17 protein-coding genes and 3 tRNA genes are annotated in these 21,843 nt (G+C 75.3%); 2 read left to right on the top strand and 18 right to left on the bottom strand.

Translation table 11 applies throughout. From position 1 onward, the window contains the following. Positions 1–196 precede the first annotated feature (196 nt). From ACFXAM_RS25015 to ACFXAM_RS25050, 8 genes are all read right to left on the bottom strand, one after another. Complete coding sequence (locus tag ACFXAM_RS25015; RefSeq protein WP_380294478.1) at positions 197–2,965, bottom strand: ComEC/Rec2 family competence protein; 2,769 nt, start codon at positions 2,963–2,965, stop codon at positions 197–199. A 13-nt stretch (positions 2,966–2,978) separates the two neighbouring features. Further along, positions 2,979–3,929, bottom strand: coding sequence for a helix-hairpin-helix domain-containing protein (locus ACFXAM_RS25020; protein ID WP_380294479.1), 951 nt, complete (start codon positions 3,927–3,929; stop codon positions 2,979–2,981). A 148-nt stretch (positions 3,930–4,077) separates the two neighbouring features. After that, positions 4,078–4,923, bottom strand: a complete 846-nt coding sequence (locus ACFXAM_RS25025) for a DegV family protein (RefSeq protein ID WP_380294480.1) — start codon at positions 4,921–4,923, stop codon at positions 4,078–4,080. A gap of 51 nt (positions 4,924–4,974) precedes the next feature. Further along, a complete protein-coding gene (locus ACFXAM_RS25030) occupies positions 4,975–5,787 on the bottom strand; it encodes a hypothetical protein (protein WP_380294481.1) in 813 nt (270 codons plus the stop codon). A gap of 291 nt (positions 5,788–6,078) precedes the next feature. After that, on the bottom strand, positions 6,079–8,973 hold the full coding sequence (leuS, locus tag ACFXAM_RS25035; RefSeq protein ID WP_380294482.1) for a leucine--tRNA ligase: 2,895 nt from the start codon (positions 8,971–8,973) through the stop codon (positions 6,079–6,081). Between the two features lie 269 nt (positions 8,974–9,242). Continuing rightward, positions 9,243–10,649, bottom strand: coding sequence for a hypothetical protein (locus tag ACFXAM_RS25040; RefSeq protein WP_380294483.1), 1,407 nt, complete (start codon positions 10,647–10,649; stop codon positions 9,243–9,245). Between the two features lie 189 nt (positions 10,650–10,838). Next, a tRNA-Ala gene (locus ACFXAM_RS25045) sits at positions 10,839–10,911 on the bottom strand. 106 nt (positions 10,912–11,017) lie between these two features. Next, positions 11,018–12,583 carry an MFS transporter gene (locus ACFXAM_RS25050; RefSeq protein WP_380294484.1) on the bottom strand — a complete coding sequence of 522 codons (1,566 nt, stop codon included), beginning with the start codon at positions 12,581–12,583 and terminating at the stop codon, positions 11,018–11,020. Between the two features lie 102 nt (positions 12,584–12,685). On the opposite strand from ACFXAM_RS25050, the gene ACFXAM_RS25055 reads away from it, so the two are divergent. Next, on the top strand, positions 12,686–13,702 hold the full coding sequence (locus tag ACFXAM_RS25055) for a helix-turn-helix transcriptional regulator (protein WP_380294485.1): 1,017 nt from the start codon (positions 12,686–12,688) through the stop codon (positions 13,700–13,702). Between the two features lie 106 nt (positions 13,703–13,808). On the opposite strand, the gene ACFXAM_RS25060 is transcribed toward ACFXAM_RS25055, so the two are convergent. From ACFXAM_RS25060 to ACFXAM_RS25095, 8 genes are all read right to left on the bottom strand, one after another. Further along, positions 13,809–13,881, bottom strand: a tRNA-Ala gene (locus tag ACFXAM_RS25060). Between the two features lie 37 nt (positions 13,882–13,918). Continuing rightward, positions 13,919–13,991 (bottom strand) — tRNA-Ala (locus ACFXAM_RS25065). Between the two features lie 131 nt (positions 13,992–14,122). Then, positions 14,123–14,770: a histidine phosphatase family protein gene (locus ACFXAM_RS25070; RefSeq protein ID WP_380294496.1), complete on the bottom strand. Its 648-nt coding sequence runs from the start codon at positions 14,768–14,770 to the stop codon at positions 14,123–14,125. Continuing rightward, positions 14,767–15,237 (bottom strand): ribosome silencing factor, encoded by a 471-nt coding sequence (rsfS, locus tag ACFXAM_RS25075; protein WP_380294486.1) that lies wholly within the window; start codon positions 15,235–15,237, stop codon positions 14,767–14,769. Before rsfS ends, ACFXAM_RS25070 begins: the two co-directional genes overlap by 4 nt. Positions 15,238–15,441: 204 nt before the next feature. Continuing rightward, complete coding sequence (locus tag ACFXAM_RS25080) at positions 15,442–17,337, bottom strand: LytR C-terminal domain-containing protein (RefSeq protein ID WP_380294487.1); 1,896 nt, start codon at positions 17,335–17,337, stop codon at positions 15,442–15,444. A gap of 22 nt (positions 17,338–17,359) precedes the next feature. Further along, the gene (gene nadD / locus ACFXAM_RS25085; RefSeq protein ID WP_380294488.1) at positions 17,360–17,992 is read right to left on the bottom strand and encodes a nicotinate-nucleotide adenylyltransferase; all 633 of its coding nucleotides are present in this window, start codon (positions 17,990–17,992) and stop codon (positions 17,360–17,362) included. Between the two features lie 97 nt (positions 17,993–18,089). Then, entirely contained in the window at positions 18,090–18,248 is a 159-nt protein-coding gene (locus tag ACFXAM_RS25090; RefSeq protein WP_344342390.1) for a hypothetical protein, read from the bottom strand. Between the two features lie 177 nt (positions 18,249–18,425). Beyond that, the gene (locus ACFXAM_RS25095; protein ID WP_350553676.1) at positions 18,426–18,572 is read right to left on the bottom strand and encodes a hypothetical protein; all 147 of its coding nucleotides are present in this window, start codon (positions 18,570–18,572) and stop codon (positions 18,426–18,428) included. Between the two features lie 265 nt (positions 18,573–18,837). On the opposite strand from ACFXAM_RS25095, the gene ACFXAM_RS25100 reads away from it, so the two are divergent. Next, the gene (locus tag ACFXAM_RS25100; RefSeq protein ID WP_380294489.1) at positions 18,838–19,923 is read left to right on the top strand and encodes a M48 family metallopeptidase; all 1,086 of its coding nucleotides are present in this window, start codon (positions 18,838–18,840) and stop codon (positions 19,921–19,923) included. Between the two features lie 90 nt (positions 19,924–20,013). Here ACFXAM_RS25100 and ACFXAM_RS25105 read toward each other — a convergent pair whose 3' ends face one another. Beyond that, entirely contained in the window at positions 20,014–21,078 is a 1,065-nt protein-coding gene (locus ACFXAM_RS25105) for a hypothetical protein (RefSeq protein ID WP_380294490.1), read from the bottom strand. 125 nt (positions 21,079–21,203) lie between these two features. Then, complete coding sequence (locus tag ACFXAM_RS25110) at positions 21,204–21,794, bottom strand: hypothetical protein (protein WP_380294491.1); 591 nt, start codon at positions 21,792–21,794, stop codon at positions 21,204–21,206. Between the last annotated feature and the right edge of the window lie 49 nt (positions 21,795–21,843).

Genomic DNA, 21,843 nt, shown 5'->3' on the forward strand with positions numbered 1-21,843 from the left:
ACCACCTATATCTACACTTTGGTGGTCGTCGGCAGCGTCTGTTGTGTATAAGAGACAGGCCCGAGCGTGCCGCTCGGGCCGGGCGTGAAGAATCGTTTCTGCCGGGCCCAGCCCCACCCCACGCCTCCTCCCCGACCACGTGCCCCCAACCCCAAACCCCATCCACGCACGTGGCCGGGGAGGAAGGTGGTGGGGGTTACCAGGGCGGCGCGCGCTGGCCGTGGCCGGCGCGCGCCGCGAGGGAGGCGCTGGGCCCGGCCCCGTGGGTGGCGCGCGGCTTGTGGGGGCCGGGGCCGGGGCGCCCGGCGTGCGGGTGCACGGCGGCGCCCAGGCGGCCCGTGGTGTCGCCCGTCACCGCGATGTCTCCCATGCGGTCCGTCCGCAGCACCGTGGCGCCCAGCGTCCGCAGCCGGTCCACCGTGCGCGGCGACGGGTGGCCGTACGGGTTGTCCTCGCCGCAGGAGATCAGAGCCACCCGGGGGCTCAGCGCCGCCGTCAACTCCCAGTCCTGGTAGGCCGAACCATGGTGCGCCACCTTCAGAACGTCCACCTTGCTCTCCTTCCCGGCCGTCCTCAGCCGGCTCAACAGGGCCTCCTGCGCCGGCGGCTCCAGGTCGCCCAGCAGGGCCATCCGCACACCGCCCGCCAGGGTCACCAGCAGCGCGACGCTCGCGTTGTTCGCACCCGACATCACCGTCGGCTCCTCTCCGTCCGGCCACAGCACCTCCCAGCGGACCCCGGCCCCCGCCGACCGGCGCTCACCGCGGCCGGCCCGCGTCAGCGGGATCCCGGCCTGCGCCGCCCAGGCCGCGACCCGGGCGGCCTCGCCCGGGGGATCGTTCACCGACGTCCCCTGTACCGCCGCGACGTGCCGGCCGTGCAGCACCCCCGGCAGACCCTCGACGTGATCGGCGTGGAAGTGGGTCGCCAGGAGGAGCGGCACCCTAGTGATCCCCAGGTCGCGCAGACAGCGGTCGGCCGCCTGCGGATCGGGCCCCGCATCCACCACCACCGCGCTGTCGGGCGGGCCCCCGCCCTCCGGGACCACCGGCAGCACCAGCATGTCGCCCTGCCCCACGTCGCACATGACCAGCCGCCAGTCCGGCGGCGGCCAGCCCGTCGCGATCCGGGCCAGCAGGGGCGGCCGCAGCAGCACCACGAGCAGGACCAGCAGCAGGACACCCACCGCGACCACCCGGAACCGGCCGCGCAGCCCGCGCCCACCGGCCCCGGCCCGCCGGGGCAGCAGCGCGGGCGCCGCGCAGCAGAGCGCGGCCGTGCCGACGGCGAGGCTCAGCGTGCCGAACCACCCTCCGGGCCAGGACAGCTGACCGCCCGGGAGCTCCGCGCCGTGCCGGGCGACCGCGGCCAGCCAGCCGGCCGGGACCGCGGCGGCCTCGGCGAGCCACCGGGCCGGCGCGGGCAGGAGCGGGTCGAGCACCAGGACCGCGAAGCCCAGCAGGGTCGCCGGGGCCACCGCCAGCTCGGCCAGCAGGTTGCACGGGATCCCGACGAGGCTGACGTGTCCGGACAGCACCACCGTCACCGGCGCGCAGAGCGCCTGGGCCGCCGCCGTCGCCCCGACGGCGCCCGCGAGGTGGTGCGGCCAGCCGCGCGCCCGCAGGGCGTCCGCCCAGCGCGGACCGAGGACCAGCAGGCCGGTCGTGGCGAGCACCGACAGCAGGAAGCCGAAGGAGCGCGCCAGGTACGGGTCCAGGAGGACCAGCAGCAGCGCCGTGCCCGCCAGCGCCGGCACCGCCTGGCGCGGACGGCCGGTGGCCAGCGCCAGCAGTCCGATCAGCCCCGTCCCCGCCGCTCTGAGCACGCTGGGCTCCGGGCGGCAGATCGTCACGAAGGCCAGCGTGACGGCGGCGCCGAGCAGCGCCGTGGTGCGCAGCGGGATCCCGAGCAGCGCGGCGAGTCCGCTCCGTTCGGCGGTGCCGGCCCGCCCCGGGGCGCCGAGCAGGACGCCCAGCACGATCGCCAGGTTGGCCCCGCTGACCGCGACCAGATGGGCCAGGTCGGTGTCCCGGAACGCTTCCCAGAGGTCGTCCGGCAGCCGGGAGGTGTCCCCCACGACGAGGCCGGGCAGCAGCCCCCGCTCGTCCGCGGGCAGGCCGTCGGTGGCTTCGCGCAGCCCCGCCCGGAGCCGCCCGGCGATCCGCTGCGGCAGGTTCGGCGGCGCGAGGTGCCGCGGCTCGCCGTGGGCGACCAGCAGCGCCGCCGACTCGCCCGCACGATCGTCCGCCGGACGGACCGTCACCTCGGCGGCGAGCCGGGTCGAGGGGAGCAGCCGCTCCCACGCGCCGGTGTCCGCGCCGCGGACCAGGACGGTGACCGGCGTGCGGGTGCGGACGGTGCGCGGGCCCGGCGCGCCGGGGAGGACGCCGTCGGGAACGTTGACGCGGTCCACCACGGCGTCCACGGTGAGCAGGGCCTGTCCGGATCCGGAGCCGCCGCCGCGGGAGATGCGCACGCGCGGGTCCCCGGTGACGGTGAGGTCGACGCCGACCTCGGGTGCCGGGGCAGCGCTGCGGGCCAGTTCGGGTAGCGGCCCGCGGTGCAGGTCGGCGGTGTGCAGCAGGGTCGCCGTCGTGGCGGCGGCCGCGGTGAGCAGCACGGCCGCGAGGGTCACGGTGGCGGACCGGTGACGGAACGGGCCGCCGCCCGGCCCCATCCGCAGGACGAGGAGGACCAGCCCGAGGAGCGCCGACGCACCGGCCGCGACCGCGAGGGCTGCGCCGTGCCCGGGCCCCTGGCCGAGGAGCACGGCCGTGACCACCCAGGCGGCGACGGCGGGCAGCAGCAGACGGAGGTCGTTCGGACGCGGCGCGGCGGAGGCGTCGGCGCCGGCGCCGGCGCGGGCGCCTGGGGCACGGGTGGGGACGGCGGTGGCGATGGCGGCACCTCCTCTCGGGATCTCGGGAAGGGCGGGCAGGGCGGGCAAGGCGGGGGGCGGCAGCACGCGTGCCGGGTCGTCAGAGGGTGAGCAGCGGCCGGAGTTCCGTGTAGGTGCGCTCGCCGATCCCGCTCACCTGCCGGAGTTGGTCGAGCGAGCGGAACGCGCCGCCGTGGGAGGCGCGGAAGGCGATGATGCGCTGGGCGAGGGTCGGGCCGACGCCGGGGAGGGTGTCGAGCTGTTCGAGGGTGGCGTGGTTGAGGCTGACCGGCTGTTTCGACGCCCCGGCGGAGGGCGGGCCCGCCCCCGTCCCGGCGCCCGGCGGGGTGCTCGGCTCGCCGACGAGGATCTGTTCGCCGTCCGCCAGGACGCGGGCCAGGTTGAGGTTCCTGGTGTCCGTCCCGGGCAACGCTCCGCCGGCCACCCGCAGGGCGTCCGCGACCCGGGAGCCGCCGGGCAGGATGTGCACTCCCGGGGAGCCGACCCGGCCGCCGATGTCGACCACCACGGCGGCGCCCGGTGCCGCGCTCCCGGCCGCGCTCCCGGCCGCACCCTCGGGCGGGCCGGGCCCGGGGGTGGCGGTCGACGGCACCGGGGCGACGGCGATGGCCGGCACCTCGACCGGCTGCGGCCGCCCCAGCCAGAAGTGCTGGACGCCGTAGCCGACGGTGAGCAGGAGGAGAACGAGCAGGCCGACCGCCGCCCGCCGGTCGAGCGCCAGCGCATGCCCCCGCCACGGGGGCGCGGCGCCGGCGGGAACGACGCCGTCGGCCACGGCGACGCCGGGCGCGGCACGGTCGGACGCGGCGCGGTCGGGCGCGACGGGTTCGGGCGCAGGACCGCCCGGTGCGGCGGACACGGCACCGCCCGGCGGCGGCTCACCGGCGCCGGCCGGCCCCGCGTACACCGACGGTTCGCCGTCCGGCGGCTCAGCGGCCCCGGGCAGCAGGGCCGCCATCCGCAGGCTCGCGGTCTCGTTGGCCCGCTGGATCTCCCGGCGCCTGCGCGCGCCGATTCGCATGCTCGTCATGGGGAGCACGGTAGGAACCGCCCGGCCGGCGCGCGGAGATTACCGAATGCCTGTGGAAAACCCGGGGGTTGTGGACGAAGAACCTCACCCGCAGGAGGGAGGAGTGGCGCCGTTCGTTGACGGCCCGTCACCCGTCACCCGTCACCCGTCACCGGGGCGAGACCACCACCGCCAGCAGTCCCGGCCCGACGTGCGCGCCGATCACCGCCCCCACCTCGCCCACGTACAGGTCGCGCAGCCCCGGCAGCCGCCCCCGCAGGCGCTCGGCAAGCGGCTCGGCCCGGTCCTCCGCCGCCAGGTGGTGCACCGCGATGTCGACCTCCCGCTCCCCCGCCCGCTCGACCGCGATCTCCTCCAGCCGGGCGATCGCCCGGGACGCGGTGCGCACCTTCTCCAGCGGCTCGATCCGCCCCCCGTCCAGGTGCAGCAGGGGCTTGACCGCGAGCGCCGAGCCGAGCAGCGCCCGCGCGGCGCCGATCCGCCCGCCCCGGCGCAGGTACTCCAGGGTGTCGACGTAGAAGAAGCCGCTGGTCCCGGCGGTCCGCCGCTCGGCGGCCTGCGCTGCCTCGTCGAGGCCCCGGCCGGCCTCGATCGCCTCGGCCGCCGCCAGCACCCCGTACCCGAGGGCCATGCCGACCAGCCGGCTGTCCACCACCCGCACCGGCACGGGCGACTCCGCGGCCGCCAGCCGGGCGGCCTCCGCCGTCCCGGACAGCTCACCGGAGATGTGCACCGAGACGACGCCCCGCGCACCGCCCTCGGCGGCCGCCCGGTAGGCGGCCGCGAAGGACTCCGGGCTGGGCCTGGAGGTGGTGACCCGGTGCTTCCCGCGCAGCGCCTCGGCGACGTCCTTCGGGGAGATCTCGACGCCCTCGGCCCGCACCTCGTCACCGACCGCGACGCTCAGCGGGACCACGGTGATCCCGTGCCGGTCGACGGCGTGCTGGGGCAGGTAGGCCGTGGAGTCGGTGACGAGTGCGAGGTCGGCGGGCATGAGGCGGAGGTTACTCCCCGCCCGGGCCGGAGGGCAGCATCCGGGTCCGGCTCAGCCGGCCGAGGGTCCGGAGGACGGCTTGCGCAGCCGCTGCGCCAGCTTGGCCATGGGGTCGGAGAGGCCGAGCAGGTCCTCGGCGCTGGGCCGGCCACCGCGGCCGTCCGTGATCCCGGGACGGGCCCCGCCGGCCGACGCGCCGGGGGCGCCGGAAGCACCGGCCGCAGCACCGGGAGAGCCGGAAGCACCGGTCGGCGCACCGGCCGCACCGGAAGCACCCGGAGCACCGCCCCCGGCACCCCCCGCCCCCGGAGCGGCGTCCCAGTGCCGCAGCGCCCCCGCCTCGTCCTCGCACTCCTGGCTCAGCCGCCCCAGCTCGTCCTCCGCGAACCGGTGCATCCGGTCCTGCGCGGCCCACCGCATCTTCTCCGCCGAGTGCGTGATCCGCTCGGCCCGCTCGCGCAGCTCCGGCAGCTTCGCCGCGACCCGCCCGGCGTCCGGTTCCCGCTCCAGCATCCGCAGCTCGCCGTCCAGCTCCGCCGCGTGGGCGTCCAGCCGGGCCAGCAGCGCCAGCGCCTCGCCGAGCTGCCCGTCCTGGCCGACGGCGCCCTGCAGGACCTGCCGGGTGCCGTCCAGCGAGGTCCGCAGGCGCAGCCGGACGGCGGAGATCTGCCCCTGCGGGCCCGTCTGGGTGTAGGTCTTCGCCTTGAGGGTGACGTTCTCGACCGCCCGGCGCGCCTTGGCCTCCTGGCGTTCCATCTTCTCGCCGACCGTCCGGGCGGCCTTGATCAGACCGACGACGACGAGCGCCACCACCCCGAGCCCGAGCAGCAGGGCGAGTACGAGCAACACCCCGAGGATCTCCATCACGCGCCACCTTCCGCCAGCCGAACCGACCCCACCGGGCCCAACGCGGACCGGCCCACCGAGGGTTCCACCGTAGCTCCGCCACCGGCTCCGCGGGCCGCCGGTCAGGGGCCTCGGGCCGGAGTTCAGGGACGGGTTCAGGGACGACTCGGGGTGAACCCCGACCCCCGTACCTCGGAACCCCCGTACCTCGGAACCCCGAACGCCGCCCCCAACCGCCCCCACCGCCCCCGGCAACGCCGCGGGGCGGGCGCTCCCGGAGGAACGCCCGCCCCGCCCGACCGGCCGGTCTCAGCCGGTGACGATGTTGACCAGCTTCGGCGCCCGCGCGATCACCTTGCGCACCTCGGCCCCGCCGATCGCCGCGACGACCGCCGGGTCGGCCAGCGCCAGCGCCTCCAGCTCGGCGTCCGAGATCGACGGCGCGACCTCCAGCCGGGCCTTGACCTTGCCCTTGACCTGCACCACGCAGGTCACCGACTCGTCGACGACGTACGCCGGGTCGGCCACCGGGTAGCCGGCGTACGCCAGCGACTCGCCGTGGCCCAGCCGCCGCCACAGCTCCTCCGCGATGTGCGGGGCCAGCGGCGCGACCATCAGCACCACCTGCTCGGCCACCGCCCGCGGCGTGGAACCGCGCTTGACCAGGTAGTTGTTCAGCTCGATCGCCTTGGCGACGGCCGTGTTGAAGCGCAGCCCGGCCATGTCGGCGCGGACGCCGTCGACGGCCTTGTGCAGGGCGCGCAGCGTCGCCTCGTCCGGCTCCTCGTCCGTGACCACCAGCTCGCCGGTCGCCTCGTCGACGATGTTGCGCCACAGCCGCTGCAGGAAGCGGTAGGAGCCGACGACGGCACGGGTGTCCCACGGGCGGGAGACGTCCAGCGGGCCCATCGACATCTCGTACAGGCGCAGCGTGTCGGCGCCGTACTCGTCGGCGATCTCGTCGGGGGCGACGGCGTTCTTCAGGGACTTGCCCATCTTGCCGGCCTCGCGCTTGACCGGCTCGCCCTGCCAGGAGTACTGGCCGTCGTGCTCCTCGACCTCGGCGGCGGGCACCGGGAAGCCGCGCTCGTCGCGGTAGACGTCGGCGGTGATCATGCCCTGGTTGAACAGCTTGTGGAACGGCTCGACGGAGGAGACGTGGCCCAGGTCGTGCAGCACCTTGTGCCAGAAGCGGGCGTACAGCAGGTGCAGGACGGCGTGCTCGGCGCCGCCGACGTACAGGTCGGCGCCGCCGCCGGGCTTCTGCTCGGTGGGGCCCAGCCAGTACCGCTCGTTGGCGGGGTCGACGACCTGCTCGCGGTTGGACGGGTCGATGTAGCGCAGCTCGTACCAGCAGGAGCCGGCCCAGTTGGGCATGGTGTTGGTCTCGCGCCGGTACGTCTTCGGGCCGTCGCCCAGGTCCAGCTCGACGGTGACCCAGTCCTCGTTGCGCGACAGCGGGGTCTTCGGCGTGGAGGTGGAGTCGTAGGGGTCGTAGGTGTGCGGCGAGTAGTCGTCGACCTGCGGGACCTCGACGGGCAGCATCGACTCGGGCAGCGCGTGCATGACGCCGTCCTCGTCGTAGACGATCGGGAAGGGCTCGCCCCAGTACCGCTGGCGGCTGAACAGCCAGTCGCGCAGGCGGTAGTTGACGGTGCCTTCGCCGATGCCGCGCGCGGTCAGCCAGGCGGTGACGGCGGCCTTGGCGTCGACGACGCTCAGGCCGTTCAGCGCGATGCCGTCCGCGGTGCCCTCGTCGTGGGCCGAGTTGACGATGACGGAGTCGTAGGTGTCGAATGCGTCGTCCCAGCCGGCCGGGTCCTCGCCGCGCCCGTCGGTGGGCTCGACGACGCAGCGCATCGGCAGGTCGAAGGCGCGTGCGAAGGCGAAGTCGCGGTGGTCGTGGGCGGGGACGGCCATGATGGCGCCGGTGCCGTAGCCCATCAGCACGTAGTCGGCGATGAAGACCGGGACGGGCTCGCCGCTGACCGGGTTGACGGCGTAGGCGCCGGTGAAGACGCCGGTCTTGACCTTGGCCTCGACCTGGCGCTCGACGTCGGACTTGGCGGCCGCGGCGGCGCGGTAGGCGGTGACGGCCTCGGCGGGGGTGGCGGCGCCGCCGGTCCAGGCCTCGCGGGTGCCCTCGGGCCAGGCGGCGGGCACGATGGTGTCGACCAGGTCGTGCTCGGGGGCCAGCACCATGTAGGTGGCGCCGAACAGGGTGTCGGGGCGGGTGGTGAAGACGGTGATCTTCCGCTCGCCGACGGCGAAGTCGACGCGGGCGCCCTCGGAGCGGCCGATCCAGTTGCGCTGCTGCAGCTTGATGGCCTCGGGCCAGTCCAGCAGGTCCAGGTCGGAGATCAGCCGGTCGGAGTAGGCGGTGATCCGCATCATCCACTGGCGCAGGTTGGACTTGAAGACGGGGAAGTTGCCGCGCTCGGAGCGGCCGTCGGCGGTGACCTCCTCGTTGGACAGCACGGTGCCCAGGCCGGGGCACCAGTTGACCGGCACCTCCTTGGCGTAGGCCAGCCGGTACTCGCCCAGCACCTCGTCGCGCTCGGCGGCGTTCAGCGCGGACCAGGCGCGGCCGCCGGGGACCTCACGGGTGCCGTTCTCGAACGCGGCGACCAGTTCGGCGATCGGGCGGGCCTTGGCGGCCTGCTCGTCGTACCAGGAGTTGAAGATCTGCAGGAAGATCCACTGCGTCCAGCGGTAGTACTCGGGGTCGATCGTGGCGATCGAGCGGCGCGGGTCGTGGCCCAGGCCCAGCCGGCGCAGCTGCTGGCGCATGTTGGCGATGTTGGCCTCGGTGGAGACCCGCGGGTGGGTGCCGGTCTGCACGGCGTACTGCTCGGCGGGCAGGCCGAAGGAGTCGTAGCCCAGGGTGTGCAGGACGTTGTAGCCGTTCATCCGCTGGTAGCGGGCGAAGACGTCGGTGGCGATGTAGCCCAGCGGGTGGCCGACGTGCAGGCCGGCGCCCGACGGGTAGGGGAACATGTCCATGATGAAGCTGTGTGGCTTCGAGGCGACGTCCGCGGCGGCCGGGTCGGCCAGGTCACCGGCCGGGTTGGGGGCGTGGAACGTCCCCTCCTTCTCCCAGATGTCCTGCCAGCGGGACTCGATCTCCGCCGCCAGGGCGGCGCTGTACCGGAACGGCGCGGTCGCGGTGTCGGCCGCACCGGACGCAGGGGTCGTCTCGCTCATGGTCCTTCAAGCTCCATCGATGTCAGTTGGCGAACCGGCGTTCCGGGCCGGCGGCGGACGGGTGCCCGGGCTGCGGCCCGGACGCGCGCCCGGGCCGTGGCCCGGACGGGTGCCGGGCGGCGGGCCCGCGCGGAAAACAAAAAAGCCCCTCGCAGGAGGGGGTGCCACGCCGACTCCGGCTCCGCCCTCGGGCGTGGCCGGTCCTGGTCAGCGCGGCCGACTAAGGAGCAGGCGCGCGGTTCGCATGGGCTCAGGGTACCGCAAGGGGGTCAGCCGCCTCCCGGGGATACCGCCGACGCGCCCGCCGCCCCGCCCCCGGCCACCCGGCGCGACGCCCCACCCGGCGCGCCCTCACCCCCACCCGGCGCGCCCCCGCTCCCGCTCCCGCTCCCGCCCGGGCCGGTCGAGCGGAACGCCGCGTCGATGCCGCGCAGCGCCCGCGCCACCCGCTGCGACTGCATCCCCGCCGCCAGCGCCCGCGCCCGGTCCGCGGTGCGCACCGCCTCGGCGGCGTCGCCCGCCAGCCGCTGCGAGTCGGCGAGCCGGACCATGAGCAGCGCCCGCGCCCGGGCCCGGCCCGGCCCCAGGCCCGCCACCGCCCGGGCCAGCAGCGGCTGCGCCCGCCCGTGCTCGCCCAGGAACAGGTACCCCTCCCCCACCATGCCCGCGAGGTCCGCCCGCTCCTCGCCGTCGGCGTCCAGTTCGGCGAACGCCCGCTCCGCCGCCTCGGCGAGCCCGGCCGCGTCGCCGCGCCGCCCGTGGGCACGGGCGATCCGGCCGAGTTGCAGCGCCCGCCCGGCCGGGCCGAGTCCGTCCCCGGCCTCCGCCACCGCCCGATCGAGCACCGCGACCACGTCCAGTCCGCGCCCGCCCGGGCTCCAGGTGGCCAGCACCACCAGGCCGCCGAGCACCGCGACCCCGTCCCGCCGCTCGCCGCCGAGGTGCGCGGCGCGCAGCGCGGCGGCGAAGGCCCGCTGCGCGGCGGCGTCGTGGCCGAGGTCGAACGCGGCCCGGGCGACGAGCCGGGCCAGGCGCCCGGCCGCGCCGTACAGGGCCCGGCCGAGCGGTTCGTCGTAGGCGCCGAGTTCCAGCAGCTTGGCGACCATGGCCAGTTCGGCACGGGCGGGGTCGAGCACGAGCCCGCCGCCGCAGGAGCGTTCCAGTCGCTGTTTGGCGCGGTGGGCGGCGGCGAGTTCGCCGATCACCGCCGGGTCGACGCGCAGCGCGCCGTCGCCGCCGAGGGCGGGCGGCGCGGTGGTCAGCCGGCGGGCGGCCTCGGCGAGGTCGGCGCCGCGGAAGAGGTCGGTGAGCCGGACGGGGCCGGCGCCGGCGGCGGTCTCGCGCAGCGCGGTCTGCGCGGTGTCGGCCGTCCACGGGTCGGTCAGCAGGCGCGGGGAGAGGGTCTTGGCGCCGCGGTGACCGCCCATCGGGCCCCAGAGCTGTTCGTAGGTGACGGCGATGCCGAGGGTGCGGCCGAGCACCTCGCAGACGGCCTGGTCGTGCGGGCTGCGCGGGACCATGCCGCGGTCGCGCCACTTGTAGGGGGCGGTGGAGCTGATCGCGAGCCGGGCCGGGACGGTGAGGTTGACCTCGCGGGCGAGCCGCTCCGGGCTCCAGCCGAGCTGGTGGAGTATCCGGGCGAGTTCCTCGTTGCGTCTGCGCGCCAGATCGGCCATGGCTCCGACGGTAGCGCTCCGCCGGGGGCCGCCGCCGGGAGCCGGTGGAAAAGCCGTGCCCGCCGGGGCCCGGCCGCCGGGCCCGCCTGCCGGATTCCGTCCGGTCGCACGTCGAAGGATGCCGGAATGCCCAAGGACGCCGGAACGCCGAAGGCCGCCTCCCGTTCGGGAGGCGGCCTTCGTTTCCTGTGGAGCTACGGGGAATTGAACCCCGGACCTCTTGCATGCCATGCAAGCGCTCTACCAACTGAGCTACAGCCCCTTGACCTGCGATGTCACCGGGGGTTTCGTTCCGTTTCCCTCGGCGACATCGACTACTTTACACGGTCCCGGGGGTGCTCCACGAATCCGTTTCCCGGACGGCCCGGCTACCCGCCCGCCGGCCGCTCCCCCGCGGGCGTCTTCGCCCGCCCCTCGACCGGCGCCCGCTCCTCGACGGGCGCCCGCTCCTCGACCGGCGCCTGCGCCCGCCCGGCCGCCACCGCCCGGGCGGCGAGCACGGCGGCGATCGCGACGGCCACGCCCACGGCGGCCGCGGCGAGCAGCAGCGCGTGCCCGGAGTCCCCGGCCGACGCCGGCCCCTCGGCCACGCCGAGGAACACCGAACCGACCAGCGCGATGCCGACCACCTGGCCGAGCTGGACGGCGCTGGCCACGACCCCACTGGCGTCCGCCGCGTCGGCGGGGTCGACCCGGGCGAGCGCCCGGCCGAACAGCGGCGCGTAGGCGCAGCCGGCCAGCAGCCCGAGGACGGCGGTGAGCAGCAGCGGCCCCGCGCCGATCGCGGCTCCGTCGCTCAGCAGGAGGCCGAGCAGCAGGTAGCCGACGGCGAGCAGGGCGGTGCCGAGCCAGGGCACGACGCCGTGCAGGCGCCGGGGCAGCCGCTGCCAGTGCAGGCTGGCGACGCCGAAGCCGACGGCGATCGGGGCGGAGCAGAGCCCGGCCCGCAGGGCGCCGGCCCCGAGTCCGGACTGCTGGTGCAGGGCGAAGGAGAACATGAAGCCGGCGAACGCCAGCATGATCATGAACACCGCGCCGACGGCGGGCAGCAGCCCGGCCGCGCCGAGCACCCGCCCGCTGATCAGCGGCTGTCCGCCGCGCCGGGCGATCCGCCGCTCGACGCACGCGAACAGGGCGAACAGCAGCGCGCTCGCGCCGAACATCGCCCAGCCCCAGCCGGGCCAGCCGAGTTCGTGGCCGAGCACCAGCGGGACGACGAGCAGCCCGAGGGCGGCGCCGAGCACCAGCAGGCCGGGCAGGTCGAAGCCGCGGTCGCGGTCGCCGGGCAGGCGCGGCAGCAGCCGGGCGCCGGCCGCCAGCAGCAGCACGCCGATCGGCAGGTTGACCAGGAAGACCGGGCGCCAGCCGGCGCCGAACAGGTCGGCCTCGACCAGCACCCCGCCGAGCACCTGCCCGGCCGCGATGCCGCCGGCGAGGACGGCCGAGTAGAGGCCCAGGGCGCGGATCCGGGCCTGGCCGGTGAAGGTCCGCTGGACGAGGCTCATCACCTGCGGGACCATCAGGGCCGCCCCGGCGCCCTGGAGCAGCCGGAAGGCGATCAGCCAGCCGGTGGCGGGGGCGAGTCCGCAGGCCAGCGAGGCGGCGGTGAAGGCGGCCAAGCCGCTCTGGAAGACCCGGCTGTAGCCGTAGCGGGCGCCGAGCCGGGCGCCGGTGATGAGCAGGACGGCGTAGGCGATGGTGTAGCCGGCCACCACGAACTGGAGGGCGGCGCCGGAGGCGTGCAGGTCGGTGCGGATGGTCGGCACCGCGACGTTGACGATGGCGGTGTCGAGCACGGCCATGAACTGGCCGCTGAGGACGAGCGCGAGGAGCAGGCCGGGCCGGGCGACGGACGCCGTCCCGGGCCCGGTGGCGGGGCCGCCGGCCGGCGAGTCGGTCCCGGCCGGGCGGCGCCGGGTCTGGAGATCGGTCATGCGTCGAGCCTCGCGAGGGCCCGGTACCAGTGGTTAGAGCCTGCCGATCCTGGTAGTGGCAGCACCTGTCACGCCCCTGCGGGCTGCGGCACCATGGCGGGTATGACCGTCGTGGACAGCCCCGGCACCGTCAAGCCCGCCCCTGCGAACAAGGCCCCGGCCGACCCGGTCCCCACCGACCCGGTCCCCACCGGCCCGGCTCCCACCGACCGGACCCCCGCCGACCGGACCCCCGCCGGCCGGCGCGACCGCCGCCGCACCGAGCTGGCCGAGTACCTGCGCGCCCGCCGCGCCCGGGTCTCCCCCGAGGACGTCGGACTGCCGCCCGGCCTGCGCCGCCGCACACCGGGCCTGCGCCGCGAGGAGGTGGCCCAGCTCGCCGGGGTCGGGGTCACCTGGTACACCTGGCTCGAACAGGGCCGCCGGATCAACGCGAGCGCGCAGGTGCTCGCGGCGGTGGCCCGGGTGCTGCTGCTGGACGCCGCCGAGCGGGAGCACCTGTTCCGGCTCGCCGGGGTGGCGGAGCGGCGCCCGGCGGACCCGGACCCGGTGCTGGACCCGTCGACCCAGCTGATCCTGGACGCGCTGGTGCCGCTGCCCGCCGCCGTCTCCAACAGCCGCTACGACGTGCTGGCCTGGAACTCCAGCTACGCGGCACTGTTCGCGACCGGCCGGACGCGGACCACCGACGGCCGGTTCAACAGCCTCTGGTGCACGGTGACCAGCCCGGACTGCTGCAACCCCTTCCTGAACCGGGACGAGCAGCTGCCGCAGATGGTCGCGGTGCTGCGCGGCGCGTACGGCCGGCACGTCGGCGAGCCGGCCTGGGAGGAGTACGTGCGGTCGCTGCTGGAGGCGAGCGCGGAGTTCCGGGAGCTGTGGGCCCGCCAGGAGGTGTCCTCGCGGTCGACCTCGCTGAAGGTGTTCCGGCACCCAGGGGTGGGCGTGATGCGGCTGAACGCGACGTACCTGACGATCCCCGGGGTGCCGGAGGCGTACGTCGCCGTCTACACCCCGGACGGGCCGGAGGACCGCGCGCGGGTGGAACGGCTGGCGGCGCTGCGGCCGGGCGGCTGGACCGCGCCGTGCGGCCACCCCCGCACCGGGCCCGTCGGCTGAGTCCGCAGCGCGCGGCACACGGGGAACGCCGGGGGCAGCGGGAACACCGGGAGCAGCGGGAACGCCGGAAGGCCGCCACCCACCGGGTGACGGCCTTCCTCGCCTGTGGAGCTACGGGGAATTGAACCCCGGACCTCTTGCATGCCATGCAAGCGCTCTACCAACTGAGCTACAGCCCCGCGACACACGTGATCCCTCGGGACCCCGGGTGCGGAGTGGAGCTACGGGGAATTGAACCCCGGACCTCTTGCATGCCATGCAAGCGCTCTACCAACTGAGCTACAGCCCCTCGCTGACCGGATCTCCCGCTTCCCTTCCGGGCCGCGTTCCCTCCGTGCGAACGAGGAAGACTCTAACCGCAAAGGCCCGGAACTGCGAAATCCGCCCCCCGGTGCCCCCTCCGCACCCCCGCCGGTGACCTCAGGTGTCGTCGCCGATGACCGGCTGCGGCAGGGTGCCCGCGTTGTGCTCCAGCAGCCGCCAGCCCCGCGCGCCCCGGCCCAGCACGGACCAGCAGCAGTTCGACAGCCCGCCGAAGCACTCCCACAGCGCCGGCTCCAGGCCGAGCATCCGCCCGAGCATGGTGCGGATGGTGCCGCCGTGGCTGACCACGACGAGCGTGCCGTTGTCGGGCAGCTTGCCGGCCGCGTCGAGCACCACCGGCACCGCGCGGTCGGCGACCTCGGTCGCGAGTTCGCCGCCGCCGCGCCGCACCGGCTCGCCCTGCGACCAGGCCGCGTACTCCTCGGGGTAGCGCTCGCGGATCTCCGCGTTGGTCAGCCCCTGCCAGGAGCCCGCGTAGGTCTCCCGCAGGCCCTCGTGGTGCTCGACGTCCAGGCCGGTGACCGCGGCCAGCTCGGCGGCGGTGCGCCGGGCCCGCTGGAGGTCCGAGGAGATCAGCAGGTCCGGGCGCAGCCCGGAGAGCAGCCGGGCGGCCCGCTGCGCCTGCAGCACGCCCTGCCCGGTCAGCTCGATGTCCGTGGTGCCCTGGAAGCGGGATTCGAGGTTCCAGGAGGTCTGGCCGTGCCGCCAGAAGACGATGCGCGGACCCCGCGCGCCCCGGCTCAGCTGTAGTCCTCGGCGCCGAAGTCGTCCGCCGGGGCCTGCTCGGCCGGGGCGACGGCGTTGCCGGCCGCGTCGGTGTGGGCGTCCGGGCGGTTGCGGGAGGCGATGGCGTCCTCCGGCAGTGCCAGCTCGGGGCAGTCCTTCCAGAGGCGGTCCAGCGAGTAGAAGGAGCGCTCCTCGGAGTGCTGGACGTGCACGACGATGTCGAGGTAGTCGAGCAGGATCCAGCGGCCCTCGCGCTCGCCCTCCCGGCGCACCGGCTTGATGTCCAGCTTCTCGCGCAGCTGGTCCTCGATCTCCTCCGCGATCGAGCGGACCTGGCGGTCGTTGCCCGCGGAGGCGATCAGGAAGGCGTCGGTGATCGACAGCACCTCGCTGACGTCGAACGCGACGATGTTGTGGGCCAGCTTGTCGGCCGCCGCCTGGGCGGCGACGTTGATGAGTTCCTGGCTGTGCTCAGTGGCGGTCACGGTGTTCTTCCGGCTCGGCGGCTTGGGGGCGCCCCGGGCGCGGCGCGCCGGGGATCGCCTTCCAGGATCTCACGCCGCCCCGGTGGCCCCGGAACCGATTTCCGGAGCCACCGGAGCCACCGGAGCCACCGGGGCCACCGGGGCCGCGGGGCCGGCGGATGCGCCGGAGCCACCGGGGTGCCCGCCGGGTGCCCGCGCCCCGGGCTACTGGGGCTTGGGCGGCGCGTAGTCCTTGCCGAGGACGACGACCAGGTCGGCGTTCTGCGCGTCGGTGACCTTCTTCACGGCCGTCTCCGGCAGGTTGAGGCTGGTCGCCAGCGACTTCGCGGCGGCCTGCCGGGCGTCGTCGGTGTAGCGGATCTCACTGGTGGCCTGCGGTGCGCCCTTGGCGCCGCCGGGGACGAAGGTGAGGCCCGCGTTGACCACCTGGACCTGGGCCGCGGCGGCCGCCTGGTCGTTGCCGGTGGCGTCCTGGAGGGAGACCCGGACCGGACCGTCGGAGCCGGTGGCGGCCTTGACGGTGCCGCCGAGGACCTCCTTGACCTGCTTGCCGGCGGTGGCTTCGTCCAGCGAGCCGTCCGGCTTGACGGTCAGCGCGGTGGTGCCGAACGTGCCGTCCTTGGCGAGCTGCGCCATCTGGGCGAGCACCCCGGCGAGCGCGTCCTCGGGCAGCGAGGGGTCGAGCACCGCGTTCATCCGGTGCACGTCGTCCTTGGCGTCCTTGAACTCGACCGGCATGGTGCGCACCACGGCGTCCATCACCTGGCCGAACCGGGCGAGCTGGGCGTCGCGGTTCTCGCCGTCGTTCTGCAGGGTGGCGTAGGCGACCGCGGCCTTCCCGCCGAGCAGGGTGTTCTTGCCCGCGGCGGCCAGCACCTTGCCGTCCGGCTTGCCGCCCTCGTGCACCTCGGCGTTGGTGTCCACCCGGACGCCGCCGAGCTGGGCGACCAGCAGTTCCAGGTACGGGGTGTCGAGCCGCCAGGTGCCGGCGACCGGGGCGCCGAGCACGGTGGTCAGGCCGTCGCGGGTGCCGGAGGCGCCGAGGGTGTCCATGGCCTGGCCGACGGTGGTGACCGGCGGGTCGCCGGGGCCGGGCAGCCGCAGGGTGTCCGGCAGCAGCAGGACGGTGCCCTTGCGGCCGGAGGCGTCGTTGACCAGCAGCGCGCTGGAGACCTTGCCCTGCAGGTCGCGCAGGTGGACGACGTTGACCTGGCGCGGTCCGGCGGCGGTGGCCGCGTTGTCCTTGCCGCCGCCGGTGAACCAGAGGTAGCCGCCGGTGCCGGCCGCCGCGAGGGCGAGGACCGCACCGGCGCCGATCAGCCGGGTGCGCAGCTTACGGCGGCGTTCGGCGCGCACCTCGCTGCGGGACTCGGCGAACTTGAGCCAGTCGATGACGTCCTCGGACTTCTCCGCCTCGTCGTCGACGAAGGTGAACTCGCCCGTGGTGTAACCGTCCTCGGCGGACCCGGACCCGGCCGCGGCGCCGCCCCTGGCCCGGGCCGGGCGGGAGCCGCCGACCTGCTCGGACGGCGCCCCGGGCCGCGCGGGGGCGGCCGGTTCGGCGGCCGCCGGGCGCGGCACCCGGGGGCGCGGCGGTACGGGCGCGGGCGCGACGGGCTCCGCCGCCGGGGGCGTCACCGGCGGCGTCACCGGCTCGGCGACGGCCGGCATCGGCGCGGTCGTGTACACCGACGGCTGCGGCTGCTGGTAGCCCTGCTGCTGGTACGGGTCCTGCCCCTGCTGGTACTGGTCCTGGTAGCCGTAGCCGCCCTGCTGCTGGTACCCCTGCGGCACCTGCTGCCCGTAGCCCCCGGACTGCTCGTAGGGGGGCTGGTACCCCTGCTGCTGGTACGGGTCCTGGTAGCCGTACTGCCCCTGCCCCTGTCCCTGCCCGTAGGACGGGGGCGCGGACTGCACCGGCTGCCCGTACTGGTCGTACTGCTCGTACTGCTCGTACCCGCCCGACTGCTCGTACGGCCCGGGCTGCTGCTGCTCGTAGCCGCCCTGCTGCTGGTACGGCGGGTACTGCTGGTACTGCCCGGTCGACCAGTCGTCCGGCTGTCCGGGCTGCTGCCCCTGAGGTCCCCTGCGCTCGCTCATCCGTCGGTCGGCCCCTCCGGGATCAGGTCCGGTGCGGCGCGTACAGCGCCCGCTTGTCGATGTAGCGGACCACGCCGTCCGGGACGAGGTACCAGACCGGCTCGCCCTTGGCGACCCGGTTGCGGCAGTCCGTGGAGGAGATGGCCAGCGCCGGGACCTCCACCAGGGAGACCCCGCCCACCGGGAGCCCGGCGTCCGACAGGGTGTGCCCCGGCCGGGTGCACCCGATGAAGTGGGCGAGCGAGAAGAGCTCGTCGGAGTCCCGCCAGGAGAGGATCTGGGCGAGCGCGTCCGCGCCGGTGATGAAGAACAGGTCGGCGTCCGGGTGCAGCGCGTGCAGGTCGCGCAGGGTGTCGACGGTGTACGTCGGGCCCTCGCGGTCGATGTCGATGCGGCTGACCGAGAACTGCGGGTTCTCCGCGGTGGCGATGACCGTCATCAGGTAACGGTCCTCGGCCGGGCTGACCTCACGGTCGCTCTTCTGCCACGGCTGCCCGGTCGGGACGAAGATCACCTCGTCCAGGTGGAACGCGCTGGCGACCTCGCTGGCGGCGACCAGGTGCCCGTGGTGGATCGGGTCGAAGGTGCCGCCCATCACGCCGAGACGGCGCTTCTCCCGCGCCGGTACACCGGGATTCCCGGTCTGCTCTCCCATGGCGCCACACCTTACGCGACGCCCGTTGCGGTGCGGGAACGGCCGGGTGACGGGCGTCCCGGGGGCGGTACCGCACCCCGGGCCACCGTCGGCCGGGTCAGCGGTCCCGGTTGAAGCGGGTGGTCACGAAGAGCAGCACCAGGAGGACGAACAGCGCGGCGCCACCCGTCAGGTACGGGTTGAGGCTGTCGTGGTTGCCCCCCTCGCCCTCGTTCGCGAGGAGGTTCAGGACGGGGAGTGCGGCGGCAGTGCTCATGGTCGGCGGGACCTTCTCGGCTCGGGTGGCGGGCAGGGGGTGTCGTGCGGGCCGGTGAGGGCCCACCCGTCATCGTACGGGGGGTTACACGGCAACCGCTCGGCGGCCCACCGCGGCTGAAGCGCCGTGAGCCGGGGCCCGGCGGCGGCGGGCGGACGGGCCCGTCCCGGGCCGGTGTCAGTTGTTGCGGCCGGCCCGCAGCAGGATCCAGGCCAGCAGGCCCACGCCGACGAACGACGCGACCACGATGATCCGCAGGAAGAGCCCGGGGCCGTTCTCCGCGGAGATCGGGGCGGCCAGGCTGGCAAGGGCGGCGGTGGACATCTGCGGGCTCCTCGGACTGCACGGTGCCGCGGCCTGAGGTGGCCCGGCTCTCCCGGGCATTCAGGGTAAACCGCCCTCACACCCGCGCCGCCCACCGCCCCCGCGGGCGCCGTCCGCGCCGCCCCGGACGGCCGGCGCGCCACTCGGGACACGCCGTCGGGGACGAGTGCGCAACCGCGGACGTTGTCCGGACAGTCGTTGCAGACGAAGACCAGCGGGGGCCGGCCGGGGACCGGGGCCACCGTCGACAGGGAGGCAGTCACACATGACCGACACGACCGCGAAGACCCCGAGCCGGCGCCGCCAGCGCTTCCCGGAGATCTCCACCCGGGCCTGGGAGCACCCGGCGGACCGCTCGGCGCTCGTCGCGCTGCGCAAACTGACCGGTTTCGACGACGTGCTGAAGAGGCTCGCCGGCCTCGTCTCCGAGCGCTCGATCCGGCTGATGTTCCTGGCCACCGCCGTGAAGACCTCCGAGCGGCAGTTCCCCGAACTGCACGAGATGGTCCGCGACGCCGCCTACGTGCTCGACCTGGAGAAGGTGCCGGACCTCTACGTCACCCAGGACCCGACGGTCAACGCCTACTGCATCGGCATCGACACGCCGGTGATCGTGGTGACCAGCGGCCTGGTGGAGCTGCTGGACGAGGAGGAGCTCCGCTCGGTGATCGGCCACGAGGTCGGCCACGCGATGTCCGGGCACGCCGTCTACCGGACGATGCTGATGATCCTCACCAACATCGCCACCCGGATAGCCTGGGTTCCGCTCGGCAACCTGGCGATCATGGCCATCGTCACCGCGCTCAAGGAGTGGTTCCGCAAGGCCGAGCTCTCCAGCGACCGGGCCGGCCTGCTGGCCGGGCAGGACCTCCAGGCCTCGATGCGGGCGCTGATGAAGCTGGCCGGCGGCCACAACCTCGCCGAGATGAACGTCGACGCCTTCCTGGAGCAGGCCGCGGAGTACGAGAAGGCCGGCGACCTGCGCGACGGCGTGCTCAAGCTGCTGCAGGTGCTGCCGCAGAGCCACCCGTTCGCGGTGGTGCGGGTCGCCCAGCTGAAGAAGTGGGCCGAGAGCGAGGAGTACCGCTCCATCCTGGCCGGCGCCTACCCGCGCCGCACCGACGACCCGGACACCTCGGTCGGCGAGCAGTGGCGGGCCGCCGCCGAGCACTACACGACCTCGGTCAAGGAGAGCAAGGACCCGCTGATGGGCCTCATCCGCGACGTCGCGGGCGGCGCGGCCTCGGTCGGCGGCAAGCTGCGCGACACCTTCACCGGGGCCGGGCGCGCCAACGGCAACGGCAGCGGCGGGAACGGCGGCAAGGAGGGCGGCTCGGGCGACAACGGCTGAGGCACCGCCCGCGGAAACGTTCCGACGGCCCCCGGTCACCCGGCCGGGGGCCGTCGGCGGTCGTCGGGGGTCGCAGGGGCGCGGGCGGCCTCAGCTGCCCGCCAGCACCCCGCACACCTGCCAGGCCGGCCGCGCGTGGTTGCCCGGGTCCACCGTCTGCGGCCCGGCCGGCGACGCGGTGGCCTCCGTGCCCGCCAGCACCGGCTGCACCACCCCGGCCAGCGAGCCGTCGCACGGCGCCGGCCCGGCCTGCAGCACCGAGTCCACCAGCCGCAGCTGCGCCGCCGCCAGGTCGACCCGGTCGAACTCGAAGGTCAGCTGCCGCCGCACGGTCTCCAGGGTCACCGGCGCCCCGCTCGGCGCCCCGGCCGGCTTCAGCGCGTAGACGAAGGTGTGGTCGGTGGTGATCCGCAGCGTGCCGCTGTCCGCCTCGTCGATCCGCATCGCCCCCGCCACCTTCACGGTGTCCGCGGCCAGCGCGACCTGCGCCGGATCGAAGCGGACCAGCCAGCCGGTCAGCGCGTGGTGCCGGTCGTCGACCGGCTGGACCACGCTCGCGTCGAACTGGGCCTGCTCACCGGGGGTGACGAAGGTTCGCACCTCCGCGGTCGACCCCTGGACCAGCACCGCCGGCGACAGCGAGGACGCCACCAGGTAGCGCTGCACGGTGTCGAGCGCCTTGGTCACCTCGACCCGGGAGAAGTGCCCGCTCGCCGCCCCGGTCGGCGTGCCCAGCCCGACCGCACCGTCGCCGTAGCCCTGCGGCAGGCCGGCGAAGGGGTTGGCAGGGTCGGCGACCGCGTGGACCGGCGAGGCCGGGGTCAGCGCCACCAGGCTCACGGTCAGCTGGCTGCCCTGGGGGCGGGCGGTGGGCCGCACCGGCGAACTGACGCCGAAGTACACGGCGGCGCCGAACGCCAGCAGGATCACCAGCAGCAGCGCGAGCGCCTGCCGGGGCACGGTGCCGAGCGGGCCCAGCCGGACCTTCGGCCGGGTGGGCCGGCCGAACGCGCCGGACAGCCGCTCGCGGGCCGACAGCTCCTGGATCCGGGCAGCCCGGACGAACGATTCGTCGAAGACGACGGACCGGTACTCGTCCTCGTTTCCGGAACCACCCTCGGGCGCACCCTCCGGAGGCTCACGCGGGTCACCCATGACACCAGGGTAAGGCGCACCCTCGCCCCTCCACGAGGGTCCTGCGACAGATCGCCGCAAACCCTCCGTGACCGGTCACGGCCGCCTCCGGGCACCCCGTCGCGCCGCCCCCGCCACCCCGCGGTTCAGCCCGTCGGCGCGGTGACCACGAGCGAGGGCTCGACCTGCGGCGGCGCCGGGTCGACCCCGGGACTGCTGCTGCCGGACTCGGGCCGCCGGGGCGTCCCGCCGGCCCCGCCCACGCCCTGGTAGATCGCCGCGACCGCGACCGCGACCAGGCTCACGCCCATGATCACGGCGAGCACCCAGGCCACCGGGCGGTGCCAGCGCTGCTGGGCGACGTACCGGCCGCGGCCCGCGCCGACCGGGTCGAAGCCCCCCGGGCGCCAGCGCCGCGGGCGCCGTCTCCCGGAGGCCCGGCCGGGGCCGGTCCACGGATCGGGGTAGAGGTGGTCGTCGTCGAGCCGGCTCGGGTACGACCGCAGCTCCAGCGGCAGTCCGTCCCCGGCCGGGGCGTCATAGGCCCAGCCCGGACCCGTCGTGTCCGGCTCGAACCGGGCCTCGGCAGCGGCGAGCTGCCGCTCCTTGGCCGTCGGCTCGTGCACGGCGGCGGATCGCACGAAGGCCTCGTCGAAGACCACGGTGGCGAACTCGTCGTCCGCACCACCGTGGTCGGCACCGTCGGGGTACGGCAAGCCCCCCACATCGTCAGCCACGGATTCAGCGTATTACCGGGCGGGCGATTTGTCTGGGGCTCGGGGCAGT

Origin of the sequence: Kitasatospora sp. NPDC059462 (assembly GCF_042749955.1) — a bacterium.
Classification (GTDB): Bacteria; Actinomycetota; Actinomycetes; order Streptomycetales; family Streptomycetaceae; genus Kitasatospora.

Excerpts from the sequence above, each read along its gene's own strand:
- leuS (WP_380294482.1), bottom strand. The coding sequence starts at position 8,973 with ATGAGCGAGACGACCCCTGCGTCCGGTGCGGCCGACACCGCGACCGCG.
- ACFXAM_RS25050 (WP_380294484.1), bottom strand. The coding sequence starts at position 12,583 with ATGACCGATCTCCAGACCCGGCGCCGCCCGGCCGGGACCGACTCGCCG.
- ACFXAM_RS25025 (WP_380294480.1), bottom strand. The coding sequence starts at position 4,923 with ATGCCCGCCGACCTCGCACTCGTCACCGACTCCACGGCCTACCTGCCC.
- ACFXAM_RS25055 (WP_380294485.1), top strand. The coding sequence starts at position 12,686 with ATGACCGTCGTGGACAGCCCCGGCACCGTCAAGCCCGCCCCTGCGAAC.
- ACFXAM_RS25090 (WP_344342390.1), bottom strand. The coding sequence starts at position 18,248 with ATGAGCACTGCCGCCGCACTCCCCGTCCTGAACCTCCTCGCGAACGAG.
- ACFXAM_RS25105 (WP_380294490.1), bottom strand. The coding sequence starts at position 21,078 with ATGGGTGACCCGCGTGAGCCTCCGGAGGGTGCGCCCGAGGGTGGTTCC.
- ACFXAM_RS25030 (WP_380294481.1), bottom strand. The coding sequence starts at position 5,787 with ATGGAGATCCTCGGGGTGTTGCTCGTACTCGCCCTGCTGCTCGGGCTC.
- ACFXAM_RS25080 (WP_380294487.1), bottom strand. The coding sequence starts at position 17,337 with ATGAGCGAGCGCAGGGGACCTCAGGGGCAGCAGCCCGGACAGCCGGAC.
- ACFXAM_RS25100 (WP_380294489.1), top strand. The coding sequence starts at position 18,838 with ATGACCGACACGACCGCGAAGACCCCGAGCCGGCGCCGCCAGCGCTTC.
- ACFXAM_RS25020 (WP_380294479.1), bottom strand. The coding sequence starts at position 3,929 with ATGACGAGCATGCGAATCGGCGCGCGCAGGCGCCGGGAGATCCAGCGG.
- nadD (WP_380294488.1), bottom strand. The coding sequence starts at position 17,992 with ATGGGAGAGCAGACCGGGAATCCCGGTGTACCGGCGCGGGAGAAGCGC.
- ACFXAM_RS25095 (WP_350553676.1), bottom strand. The coding sequence starts at position 18,572 with ATGTCCACCGCCGCCCTTGCCAGCCTGGCCGCCCCGATCTCCGCGGAG.
- ACFXAM_RS25040 (WP_380294483.1), bottom strand. The coding sequence starts at position 10,649 with ATGGCCGATCTGGCGCGCAGACGCAACGAGGAACTCGCCCGGATACTC.